The sequence below is a fragment of the Mycoplasmopsis cynos genome (genome assembly GCF_900660545.1).
Taxonomy (GTDB): domain Bacteria; phylum Bacillota_I; class Bacilli_A; order Mycoplasmatales; family Metamycoplasmataceae; genus Mycoplasmopsis; species Mycoplasmopsis cynos.
This window is the reverse complement of sequence record NZ_LR214986.1, coordinates 686,928-700,459: the sequence shown is the minus strand read 5'-3', so window position 1 is coordinate 700,459 and position 13,532 is coordinate 686,928. Positions and strand designations below refer to the sequence as shown.

The following is a 13,532-nucleotide window of genomic DNA, read 5'->3' as shown; positions in this document are numbered from 1 at the left end:
ATTTCATAAGGAGAGATATGAAAAAAAAGCTAGGATTTATTTTACTTTTTAGCTCAAGCATAATAACAACTATTTCATGTAATTATTCTAGGAATAGCAAAGAACTAAAAGATAATATAGAACTATATAATCAAGAAAAAAACGATAAGAGAATTAATGAAAAAAATATCGAAAAACTTCATTCACCACTAGTAAAACCTAAAACTTTTGAACAAATTAAAAATGAATACTATGAATTACAATCAACTGTTCAAGATTTTATTAATAATAAATTAAATCAACTAAAATATAAAACTTATAAAGATCAATTAACTAATATTATTGATGATTTTTGATACTATAAGAAACTTAATCAAAATGTCACTAGTGAGCATTATTTGGAAGTCATTCAAAACATTTCTAAAGCATTTGATGAAGTTAAATCTAAATATCAAAATACCCCTGAAACTACAATTACAAATGAGCAATTAGAAAAAGATAATGAAGCTTTTTCTAATTATGGTATTAAAAATAAAAAAGATAAAAATAATGATAGCGATATTAATTCTAGTGTAAAAACTATTAATAGTTTTGAAAATAATTTAAGAACGAATAAAGAAACCTTAGAATTTATGAACCTTGTTGGTATTAGTGGTGTCAATGAATTTTCAGATCGCGACTATACTTTTGAAAATAAAACTCAAATAAAGACATTTTCAAAAGAGCTTATTAAAGGAAAGCGAACTGATCAAGAAAAAACTTATGCAATATATGATTGAATTATTAAAAATGTTAAATATGCTTTTGATACAAGAATTCAACCAGCAATTGAACCATTTGATGTCTTAACACGAAAAATAGCAGTATGTGGTGGATATAGCAATTTATATAAAGCGATGTTAGATTCAGTTGGTATTAAAAATACTATTGTTATTGGTTTTTCTAAATTTGGTGATCATCAATGAAATTTAGTTTATGATTCTGAAAAAAAGACCTTTTTCCATTCAGATCCAACTTGAGGTGCTAATAACCCGAATTATTATAATAAGACAATTGAAGAATTTGCAAAGGATCATAGAGCATTTCAAATTATTGATGTTAAATATAACTTAAATAATGTTTCATATGAATATAACTTAGGTGTTTCATTATTTAAAAATAATGAAAATATTCAACAAATAAAAGAGCAAATTTCAAATAATTTAAATGTAGTTTCAATTTCTAAAGAAGCATTTAAAACTAATGAAATTCTTTATGTTGGAAAACACATCGAAAGAATTGAATATGAGTCTGGAACTCATAATGTAAAAGAATTTATTGTTGATCCATCAAATAAATATTTTGCTTCAAAAGATGGAATCTTGTACAATAAAGACTTTACAAAACTTATTTTAGCACCAGAATTATATGAAAAATCAACTATTACAATTCCAAAAACAGTTAAAGAAATAGCGGATAATAAAAGCTCATTAGCTATTAAAAATCTTAAGGAAATTAAAGTTGAACCTGGTAATTATTGATTTTCAAGTTTAGGTGGAATTTTATATCGTAATTATTTTGATAAAATGGTAAATAAGGAGTTAAGAAAAATTATTACAATTCCATCAAAAATAGGACCCACACTTTACATTCCAAACGATGTCATTTTGGATTCGCATAATTTTTCATTTAATGATAGTATTGAGAATATCCATTTGCAAGAAGGTATTAAAATAATTCCTGAATTTACATTTAACAATTTAAAAAATCTAAAATTAATCGAAATTCCTGCTAGTGTTGAATCGTTTTCAGGTGACGCTTTTGTAAAAATCGATCACGATAAATTAAAAATAAAAGTAGCTAATAATATAAGTCCGTTTATTTTAGATATTATTAAAAAGGTTAATAAAAATATAGAAAAATAAAAACCTCCTAAATAGAAGGTAGTTGACATATGAAAATAACATAGTTTTTCGATGTCGGCTCATTAGTTATTATATAACAATTACAAAAAACAAAAAATGAAACTTTATAATATAAGTAAGTTTCATTTTTTTATTACTTTATTGGTGAAAAACTTTACTTAAAGTACTTATTTTAAGGATTAAAGTTTTGAAATTAAATTATTTTAAAATGAGGATTTTCTAATATAATATAAGGAGTATTTAGTTATTAAAATTCATGTTCATTTACTAAATAATAGGAGTATAAAATGAAAATAGCTTTTTTTGATGCTAAAGATTATGATATTAAACATTTTAATAAATATAATCAAAACAAGCATGAAATTACATATTTTAAGGAAAATTTAAATCTTAATACCGTTAATCTAGCAAAAGGTTTTGATGCTGTTTGTGGATTTGTTAATACATATGGTGATAAAGTTATCTTAGGTGTTCTTGCAAAACTTGGAGTAAAATATTGATTACAAAGATCAATGGGATATAACAAGATTGATATAGCAGCTGCTAATAAATTAGGAATTAAAGTATTTAGGGTCTTTAATTACTCAGCAGAAAGTGTTGGAGAGTTTGCTTTTGCAGGTTTATCAGCTTTAAACCGTAATTTAATAAAAGCAAACAAAAGAGTTGAAAAATACAATTTTTCACTTGATGGATTAGAAGGAAAATGTATTGCAAATTCAACAATTGGAGTTGTGGGTTCTGGTAAAATTGGACAAACATTCATTAAAATTGCAAAAGCAACCGGTGCTAAAGTTCTTGTATTTGACCTTTATGCACAAGAACATTTTCCTAGCTTAGCAGAACAATTAGGATTCGAATATGTTTCATTAACACAATTATTTAATGAATCAGATTTCATTTCATTACACTGTCCATTATTGTCATGATCAAAATATTTAATCGATAAATCAGCAATTGACGCAATGAAAGATGGTGTTATTATTATTAATACAGCTAGAGGTGAAATTCTTGAATTAGGTGCCGTACTTGAAGGACTTAAGTCAGGTAAAATTAGAGGTCTTGCAACTGATGTTTTAGAACGTGAAGAAGGAAGATTCTATGAAGATGTTTCTGCGAGAATGCAAGAAATTCAAAAAATGGATCCTCAATGAAAAGAGTTAATAGAAATGCCAAATGTAATAGTTACCCCTCACCAAGCCTTTTTAACTGAAACAGCATTAACTCAAATTGCTAAAACAGTATTAAAATATGCTGATGAAGCAGAAAGTGGTAATTTTGATAATGCATTAGTAAAATTAGAGAATGGGATGGTGAAGAATGGATAAAAAAACAAGTTCTATAGAATTCTTTAAATCTTTGTTTAGTTATTTTAACTTAAAACCTTCAAACCGAATTAATGCTGAAAAACCGAAGGATTTATTCACTTGAATAGTTCATGGGATTGCTGAATTATTTGGTTCAATATTGCTTTCGCTTCTTTTCGCCGGTTTAAGTACTACTATTAGTTATCAACAAAATAATCCCATTATAATTGAACATTATTTTCTTCATCCTGTATTAGTTGGATTATACGCAGGATTTATTGCTGTTGGTTTAGTATTGTTTATTTTTTTAAGATGAAGTTGTGATCTTAATCCAGCTGTTAGTTTAACAAGATATCTTAACGGAACTAATGATGGTTGATACGCTTCATACAAAATATTAGCTCAATTTATTGGTGGAATATTTGCTGCACTAATTATTTACGGTGTAGGACATTCGTTGGTTGGAGAAAAATTTATTTCTAATTTACCTATTAATTCAATTAGCTCAGCAGAAAAGGGATTAGGACCAGTTAAACCTGAAACTTTAGAAGGTAAATTAATTTCTGGATCAATTTGAATCTTTTTTGCAGAATTATTAATTACCACAATCTTATTAGTTCCTATTTTTTCTCCTAGAATTGATGGTAAATATCGTGATACATTCATTATGGTGCTTATTTCATTTTCTGTGTGAGCTGGAATTTTAAGTAGTACAGCTGCACTTAATCCAGTTCGTGGATTAGCTCAACAATTACCACTCTTGTTTTTTGAGAGTTCTCATAATTCAGCTGGATTTTTAGAATATACCAAGATGGTTGCTAAAAATGTTAATGATAATAATGCTGTATGAAATGGTGTTGTGTCAGGAACAGTTTCAATGTTGCTTGGTACTTTGTTTGCCCCATTCTTTTATTTATTCTTACAAGGATTTACTGAAAAAGTTTTTAATCCATTCGTAGCAAAAGTAATTAGCTTTAAAAATTATAAAGCTCAAAATATGTTTAAACCAAATAAAAAAGATAAAAAATAATTTTAAAAATCACATGTTAAAGACATGTGATTTTTAAAAATGAAGTTAATTAAATTTCTTTTGGAATGTATTGAAGTAAAGTATCAATACTATTAATATAATCTAAAAAAGAGTTGAGGAATCTTAATATATGAATATTTTCTGAATTTTTAGAAAATTCTAGTAATTTATTTTCATATATTTTATGATTTTCATCTTTAAGTATAGGATCAAACACTGTAGTGTCACTAATTTCTTTATTCATTATCAATTCATTAATTAATTTTTCTAATAGTTTAGCAGCATTTTCAGAATTATATGGTTGTTTATCATTTTTATCTTCATAAGCTTTTATGTGGTGTTCTAATAATCACTTACGAAAATCAAATAAACTTAAATATAATTGTTGTTTTTTTGTATCTTTTTTAATAATTGCATCAATAAAATTGTTATAATCAAAATCATTTTTAGTAATTTGTTTGACTAATTCTCTATTTTCAAGTATGATTGAAAATAATTGTTTTGCCTTTATCAAACTTCTTTTGAGATCAATTAAATTTATAAATTTTTCACTTTTTTGATATAAGCTTTTGTACTCGTTAAATTTCTGTTCATCAAATGATTTATGTATACCAAAAATGTTTAACTTAAGAGACTTAAGCTTATTATCTGAAATTTTAATTTCAGATAAATATTTAAATGTTAAAGGACTAATGTTATTATTCAATAGTTCAAACTTATCTGCTTTTTCTTTGTAAAAATGATTATCTGAAACGTTTTTAATATTATAAATATCTCATAATAAAGGTGAATTTGTATTGGTATTTATTAAATTTATTGTTTTTTTGTTAAAAGTATCATTAATTATTTTGATTAATTTTGATTTATTTTGTTTTGCAAATTCTTGGTATGATAAAATTTTTGATTTAGCATTTGGTATTTTTATTTTAGGTCTTAATGTAACAAAATCAAAAAGTGTTGAATAAATTTCTTTTAGGTTCTGACTAAGATTTGCAATTGAATTTGCATCTTTAATAATTGATCTTTCATTTAAGAATTCTAATAAAATATTTCTTTTAGTTAAAAATAAAAACATGAAATATGAATTTTCAATGGTTTGAATTTTATCAAGCTGATCAAATTTAGTTAATGTATTATTTTCATTTTTAATATCAAACTGTGTGAATTTTTTATTTTTATATATATTATAATAGCCGCAATTTTCTTTATTTGTATTATCACAAATTAATGAATTTCTAATATGAGATTCATCACTAAAACTAACACGTAATTCTTTAATTAATGTAATTTTTTCATTCACTATTTCATAAAGCCGCTTAATTATTTTTTTAATTTGATTAGGTTCTGCATTTAGAAGATAAGTTTTAATCCTATTTTTATCAAGAATTAACTGAACTTTATCATAATTAGTATTGTTTAAATTAGGGATTTCAATATTAAATGCCTTTCTGTATAAATCAGGAATAATATCCATTATCGCATTTATTTGTTCTAAATTAGAATCAATTATATGATATGAATTAAAATTTTGCTTTTTTAAAGGTATTGACATTATTTTAGGCAAATCATTTTGCAAATCATTTATTTTATAAATTGTTATATTATTTAAATTATTTAATTCGCTATCAGAAATATCTTTTTGTATTTTTGGTTTATCATTTTTTATATCAATAGGATTAGTGCATGAAATAACACTTAAAATCATTCCAAATGATAATAAAGATATAATTGGTTTTATTTTCATTTAAATTCCTTAAAACATATTTATTACTATATTATAAGATAAAATCTTAAATTTAATTTATCATAGTATCAAAATTTAAAACTAATGAATTTATTTCATTATTATTTTATTTTTAATATGTCATAATATGGTTTATAATCATATTGTTTAAAACTATTAGGTTTTAATTTTTTTAAATCATTTTGTGAGAGGTTATAAAAGTCAAAATTTTCAGGTGTAAATAATGTTAATTTATTTACCTTAGAATTTTCGAAATATCAATCATAAATTGTTTTTTTGGTATTTTCTAGCGGATTATTTAAAGTATTTAATAAAGAGCTGCCTGAGAAATTGACAAAATAATCATGACCAGTAAATAAGATTGCGTCATATTTTGTATCGATATTTTTTTGTTTTAAAATATTTGATAAATTTATTGTTAATCTTGTTTTAGTTGTATTATTTGGTTTATATCTAATTGAACCATTTTTTTTAATAAAATCATCTAAGCTACCAGGTTCATATTTATCAACTATATATAAATTTAAGACTTTTTTATTATCAGATGTTTTAATTTCATTAAAACCTAAATATTTATTATTTTGATTTAAGTAATTTGCATCATAATCTAATTCAAAGTCAAGAATTAAATTATTTTCATTATTTACTGATGAATGATCGAAAAAGATATTATTTGCTTGTTGATTGTTTAATTTATATAAAGTGACATTTTTCGGTGCAAAATAGCCATTTCTATCTTTTATTTCTTTAATTTTTTCAGGAATTGGATTTAAAATTGTTTCATTTTTATTTTCAAAATATTTATTTGATGTATTTTGTGACTTAGGGCCTTGATCAGCATATGATTCTTTTGTTATAAAATTGTAGTTATGAATTACTTTATATCCTATTTCGGTATCTAAAAATCGCTCTCTAACACCTCTTATATTTTTTCTATCATATAAGTTTTTGTCCTCATAACCATCAAAATAATATTCATCAACTAAAAGAAATTGTATATTTCTAGGAGTATAATATTTACCTCAATTTAAATAAACATCATTAAGGTCATTATTATCTAAATTATTTTTATTATATGTTTTACTTAGAATGAATTTATTTACTTTCTGATTTTGATATTTATTATTAATATTTATGTTTTTATTAAATGTTAAATTATTATCTTTTTTCATTTCATTAAATGAAATTAAGTTTTTACCAATATCGCTTTTATCATCATCTAATTCAATATAAAAATAATATAAATAATTCAAAATGTTATTTAGGGTTGCTTCTGTTTTTTCAGAATCGTCAATTGTTTCTCAATTTGCTTTATTTGAAATATCAATTAATGATTTAAAATCATAATATAAAAATTCCTTAATACGTTTCAAGAAAATTGGCCTAGAATCTTTGATTCTACGAATAATTAATCTTAGCATTTCAACCTGGTCATTAGTTATCACTGAATCATTGAAATTAATTCCAAGTTGATCTTTTATTTCATTTCTTAATTTTGTTCTTATTTCCTTATATTTTTTATTATATTTATTTTGATTAATTGCTATTATTTCTTCATCTGTATATTTATGGTTTTGGTTATTACTAATAGCATTTGAATAATTACATGATGTAATAAAACAAGGTATTATATTTAAAGAAAGAAAAAATATTTTTTTTTGCAGTTTCATAATGAATCCTTAATTAATAGTTATTATTGCATTGTAATTTACATATTCTTTTAAATAATTATTATACAAATGTCATAATTTAGATATAAATTGTTCTTTTTTAGTAGAATCTTCACTATGTTTTTTTAGTTTTTTATCGTAATAATCCGATAGAACATCTCAGTATTTTAAACATTCATTGTATATTATTGTATAATAATATTCACCATTAACGAAGTGAGTATAGTTTCCGAAATGAGTTCTTTCTACATTTGAAGAAAACGAGTTACTAAATTTTGTTCTTTCTGTCTTATACTTAATTAATTCACCTTCTTTGTCGAATCTTTCGCAATTCATTTCGATAGTTAACGCAACATCAAAAAAGTTTTTATTATAATCATTTTTATTTTTTGCATTGTATTCTTTTATCAATTTCTTAATTATTTTTTCATCATTGGAACCTGGAATAATTGAATCCAAATAACTGTCAAAAGTCTTTTTAATTGTGTATGAAAATGTTCCTGTTAAATTATTGAAATTATGTGAAATATTGTGTTTATAAGATTTTGATAGTAGTTCTTCAGATTTATTATCATTTTTAAAATCAGAATAAGAAATAACCTTATTCATAATAAATTTTTTCATTTCAAAGAATTTAGGAATCCCATATCCCGTTTTACTTTTTGTTTTATTATTTTTCCAAAACTCAGAAGTATTTTCTATAATATACTCAGGTTTAAAATTTATGTGTTTTGATGTTGTTGTTGATGAATATGTAGCAGAGCTAGCTAATAAAATTTTTGCTTCATTTAATGTTAATTCTCTTTTTATTTTATTTTGCATTAAAGAAAGTATTCCTGTAATCATTGGAGCTGACATACTAGTTCCGGCAAAACTATTAAAATAATCAATGTAATCTTTAAATGTTAAATAATTACTTGAGTAAAAGTTAGTGCTTAAATTTCTATATAAACTTTCTCTTGTTTCTGCAATAGCAATTCCCATAAATTCTTTTTCTTTTTCTTTATAATGACTTTCCAAATCCTTTCTAGAAAGATTTTGTTCATTTTTGAATTTATTTTTATATTCATTTAATAATTTTTGTGTTTTGTAATGAGGGTATAATTGACTTTGAACACTTCTATTTTCACCAAATGCCGATATAAATGGATGATTGTCATTAGTTTGATCACTAAATGCAGTGAAGTTAGTTGGAATATTATTTGAATTCATTGCACCTACATATATAATATTCTTTACTTTTTTATGTGATATTCATTTTTTGTAACCATCAAAAACACCTGGATATCTTTTTTCATCATCCCAAAATTCGCTTTTTTTATCAGAATTATATGAATTTCAATTTTTTTCTAGAAAGAATTTAAAAAATACTAATCCTTTAATATTGTTTAAAATTTCATATTCATTATTTTTCAATATAGTATTTGATAATTCTTTAGATTCATCGGGTTTATTAATATCAATGTTTCCAATCATTTCACTTATTTTTGTAATTATATTATTCTTATTTGTTGTTTTAAGAATTTGTTTAATAGTTGAATTATCATAGTTTCTATTGTATCAATTTATTTCTTCATTACCATTTCCTGCTGAGGCAATAAACTTGATATCATTTTCACCTACATATTGGTCAAGCTCTTCTATATACTTTTCTATTTTTTTGCCTTCATTTTCAAACATTGAATCATTATTTAGATAGTAATAAACAAATAATTTGGCAAATAATACAAACATACTTAAATTAGATTTTCACTTTTCAGCATCTTGAACGTTATTAGAACCAAATTTTTTATCAAAACAATTTAAAATATTTTTAGCGATATTATTAAATTCTTTTCTTTCTTGATATAAATAATAACAATCTAATGGATTTGCAAAATAACTAGCGCTATTGTTAAAAATGTTTATATTTCACTTATCATGCATTTTTTTTACAGTAGGCAATAGTCTTGTTCTATTATCGACATAGTAATAAATATTAGCATTTTTATTAATTCCTGTATCTGTACCAATAATTGAGGTTACAGCATAGCCATGCTTTCCTGTTTCCCCATCGTTATTCAGTACATTAAATTTGAAATTGTCATTTTGTGATAAAAAGGAGTTATAATCCTTCAGTCCATTAACTTCAATAATACCTACGTTATTATAATCACCATTATTATCATAGTTTGTGTTATTTATTTCATATTTTAATCCTAATCTTTCATAGTATGGTTTATAAAAATTCATAATAGTTTTATAATCTTTTTTTGATATTTCAATTATAGAATTCTTATTAATATGAATTTTAGCTTCATTATTATCATTGCTTTTATATGAAACTACTGCAATTGATAATAAAATTGGCATTGTTGTAAATGTTGACAACAATTTTTTTATTTTCATTTTAGTTACTTCCTTTTGAATTTGAATACTCTATAAATTGTGTTTGAAGCAAGCTGATGATTGTAAAATAAATATTAATGCTTTATTTGAAATGAATTTATAATAAAGCATTAATAAATTTTGACTCTATAAGTTTAACACTCCTTTTATTAAAATTATAGTACTTTTAAAAGGCAAAATTATTTTTGTAAAAAATATATGTGATCTTATGGAAAAATGTGAAACCAAAAATCATATTAATAAAAATGACAGTTCTTTTAAAGTAAGAAAAAGTATTCGGACAAAATCCAAATACTTAATTTTATACTTTTTATTTTTAACTTTGAAACATATAAGGACAGAGGATTATATTTTTGCAGTTTCATAATTATTCTTTAATTAATACTTATTATTGTATTAAAAGATAACTATATTTTTATTTTATAGTGTTTATTTAGCAGAAAGAGTAATAATTATATAGGTATTATAAAAATATTTTTATGTCATTAATTTTATCCAAGTAATATTTTAGGATAAAATTATATTTTTTTCAAAAATCAAGCTATTTATGTGTAAAAGTATGTAATTTTACAAATTTTTTTATCTAATTTTAATGGAGTTTTGTTTATTTCTTTTATTAATCTTATTATTAATATATAATAAAACAATATTAGTGTATCGGGGGTAAAATGAGTGAAAAAGTGTTTTTTGCTACTGTTATTTCGATTATATCTATAATATTAGTTTTAATTATTGCGCTTACTGTTTCATACTTTTTATGATTCTATATATATGGTTATAAGCAGAAAAAAAACGGATTCATTTTTGAAAATATTGTTAATGAAAAGCTTAAGCGATTAATAAAAGGAACACCATTTAAATTTATTGATGGAGGTGTTTATTCATATAATAATAAGCAATATGAGATTGATTCGGCATTAATTTCATCATCACTATTAGTTGTTTTAGAGTATAAAGCTATTAATGGTATTTTGTCCGGAAATGCTGATCAAAAGGAATTGAATATTAGTAAACAAAATAAAACATCTAAAAAATTGTACAAAATAAAAAATCCAATTTTTCAAAATGAATATCATATTGAAAATATTAAAAGAAGTCTTAGAAAAGATATTATGTTAGCATCATTAATTATTGTTCCAGATGATGCTACTATAAAAATTAGTAATATTCCGCACCATGTTAATATATGTACTATTAGTGAGCTTGAAAATTTAATAAGTCAACTTTCATTAATGTCTAAAAAATTACCTGATTTAGTTAATGTCAAAGACGTAGTTAATTTATTTGAAACATTTAAAATAAGCACTATTGCTGAAAAATTTAGATTTAGACAGAAAATTAAACAAAGATAGGAAGTTATATGTTTGAAAAAAAAATAAATATTAATATTGAGGCGATTAAAAAAACAAGTAATGAGTTAGATATTTCAGTAGGACAAGTTAAGACAGTGTTAAATATGCTTTATGAAGGTGATACGGTACCTTTTATTGCTAGATATCGTCAAAATGAAACTTATGGTTTAAATGAAGAGCAAATTTATCAAATCGATAAACTTTTTAAATATTATGAAGAACTCGAAAAGAGAAAAAATGTTATTATTGAAACTTTAAAAGAAAAAGGTTTATTAACCGATGAATTATTGAAAAAAATAAATGCAACAAAAATTAAAAGTGAGCTTGAAGCAATTTATGAACCATTTAAGGTTGGCAAAATAACTAAAGCAACAGAAGCTATTAAACTTGGGTTAGAACCATTGGCTAAACTAATTTTTAACAACAAAAATCCAAAGTTTGACATTAATAAAGAAGCCCAAAAATTTTTAACTGATAAAGTGACATCGATTGAAGTAGCGATTCAACAAGCTAATTACATTATTGCTCAATGAATTTCCCAAGACATTGAAATAAGAGAAGAAATTAAAAAAAGAATTTTGCTACAAGGTCTTATATATACTAAAGTTAAAAAAACGGCCAAAGATGAAAAGGCAAAGTTTAGAAATTATTATGATTATAAAATACCGATTAAATACATTAAGAATCATAATGTTTTAGCTATAAATAGAGCAGTTGAACTTGAAGTTGTTTCACTAGGTTTTGAATATAAATTTGAAAATTTTGTATCATTTATTTTATATAAAATCGACCGTAAAAAAATTAATGAAAATAATTTTAAAGCACCAATAATTGATGCTTTAAAAAGATTGATTTTGCCTTCAGTCGAAAGAGAAATATTTAATGACTTATTTGCAAGAGCAGAAAAGTCGGCCATTGAAATTTTTTCAAATTCTGTTGAGAAACTTCTTAATTCGCCCGCGATTGATAATGTTAATATTTTAGCTATTGATCCAGGATTTAAAAATGGATGTAAGCTAGCCGTTTTAAATAAAAATGGCGATGTTTTAGAAATTGGAAAAATTTTTCCCCACGAACCATTATTGTGTGTAAGTGACGCAAATAAATATACTTTAAATTTAATTAAAAAACACAATATTGATATTATTGTAATCGGTAATGGTACTGCTTCAAGAGAAACAGAATATTTTATTTCAAATCTCATTAAATCAAAAAACCTTAATAATGTTAAATATACTATTGTTTCAGAAGTAGGAGCAAGTGTTTATTCTGCTTCAAAAGTTGCATTAGAAGAATTTCCTGATCTTTCTGTTGAGGAAAAAAGCGCAATTAATATTGGTAGAAAGTTCTTAGATCCATTAAATGAATATGTGAAAATTGATCCAAAGTCAATAGGAGTTGGACAATACCAACATGATGTAAATCAAAAAGAATTACAAAATTACCTTACATTTAAAGTTCAAAAAGTTGTTAATGAAATTGGTGTAGATATAAACACTGCAACTAAATCAATTTTGACTTATGTTTCAGGTTTAAGTGAAAAACTTGCTGAAAAAATTGTGCAATATCGAAGAGAAAACGGTGATTTTAAAGATCGAAAAGATATTAAAAATGTTAAAGGACTTGGAGCTAAAACATATGAACAAGCCATTGGATTTTTAAGAATCTTTAATACAAGTAAGTATTTAGATAAAACTTTCATTCATCCTGATTCATATGAATTAGCTTTAAAAGTAATTAATGATTACAAATTGCAACCTTCTGATCAAGGTATTGATGTATCATTTTTAGATGCTAATGAATTAGTATCTAAATATAATAGTAATATTTATGATATTAATTTAATCTTAAATGCACTTTCTAAACCAGTAAAAAGAATTAAAAAAGACAAAAGCGGATTTATTTTAAAAAGTTCTGTAACCAACTTCAATGATCTAAAGGTAGGATTAAACGTTGTTGGAACTATTGAAAATATTACTGATTTTGGTTTATTTGTTTATATTGGAATGAAGGAAAATCTTTTCATTCATATTAACAATTTAAATATTGACTTAAAGTTAAAAAGTCAATTTGATGAATTTTTTCCAGGCCAAACTATTGAAGCGATAATAACAGAAATTGATGTCGAAAGACATAGATTATCAGGAAAAATTGCATAAAT

Annotated in this window: 8 protein-coding genes; 5 read left to right on the top strand and 3 right to left on the bottom strand. The window is 23.5% G+C overall.

Annotation, left to right across the window (positions count from 1 at the left end; genetic code table 4):
• Positions 1 to 17 precede the first annotated feature (17 nt).
• The 3 genes from EXC48_RS03290 (at position 18) to EXC48_RS03280 (ending at position 4,217) form a co-directional block, all read left to right on the top strand.
• Positions 18 to 1,883 (top strand): transglutaminase domain-containing protein, encoded by a 1,866-nt coding sequence (locus tag EXC48_RS03290; RefSeq protein ID WP_129720757.1) that lies wholly within the window; start codon positions 18 to 20, stop codon positions 1,881 to 1,883.
• Between the two features lie 287 nt (positions 1,884 to 2,170).
• Positions 2,171 to 3,208, top strand: a complete 1,038-nt coding sequence (locus EXC48_RS03285; protein WP_015287480.1) for a 2-hydroxyacid dehydrogenase — start codon at positions 2,171 to 2,173, stop codon at positions 3,206 to 3,208.
• The gene (locus EXC48_RS03280) at positions 3,201 to 4,217 is read left to right on the top strand and encodes an aquaporin (protein WP_223216322.1); all 1,017 of its coding nucleotides are present in this window, start codon (positions 3,201 to 3,203) and stop codon (positions 4,215 to 4,217) included. The genes EXC48_RS03285 and EXC48_RS03280 overlap by 8 nt, the downstream gene beginning before the upstream one ends.
• Before the next feature lie 49 nt (positions 4,218 to 4,266).
• On the opposite strand, the gene EXC48_RS03275 is transcribed toward EXC48_RS03280, so the two are convergent.
• The 3 genes from EXC48_RS03275 to EXC48_RS03265 all read right to left on the bottom strand — a co-directional run bounded on the left by EXC48_RS03275 (position 4,267) and on the right by EXC48_RS03265 (position 10,019).
• Positions 4,267 to 5,961, bottom strand: coding sequence for a hypothetical protein (locus EXC48_RS03275; RefSeq protein WP_129720753.1), 1,695 nt, complete (start codon positions 5,959 to 5,961; stop codon positions 4,267 to 4,269).
• A gap of 101 nt (positions 5,962 to 6,062) precedes the next feature.
• Positions 6,063 to 7,631, bottom strand: coding sequence for a hypothetical protein (locus tag EXC48_RS03270; RefSeq protein WP_129720751.1), 1,569 nt, complete (start codon positions 7,629 to 7,631; stop codon positions 6,063 to 6,065).
• Between the two features lie 9 nt (positions 7,632 to 7,640).
• A complete protein-coding gene (locus EXC48_RS03265) occupies positions 7,641 to 10,019 on the bottom strand; it encodes a S8 family serine peptidase (protein ID WP_129720749.1) in 2,379 nt (792 codons plus the stop codon).
• 668 nt (positions 10,020 to 10,687) lie between these two features.
• Here EXC48_RS03265 and EXC48_RS03260 point away from each other — a divergent pair.
• Positions 10,688 to 11,371 (top strand): nuclease-related domain-containing protein, encoded by a 684-nt coding sequence (locus tag EXC48_RS03260; protein WP_015287449.1) that lies wholly within the window; start codon positions 10,688 to 10,690, stop codon positions 11,369 to 11,371.
• Positions 11,372 to 11,379: 8 nt separating this feature from the next.
• A complete protein-coding gene (locus EXC48_RS03255) occupies positions 11,380 to 13,530 on the top strand; it encodes a helix-hairpin-helix domain-containing protein (protein ID WP_223216321.1) in 2,151 nt (716 codons plus the stop codon).
• Positions 13,531 to 13,532 lie beyond the last annotated feature (2 nt).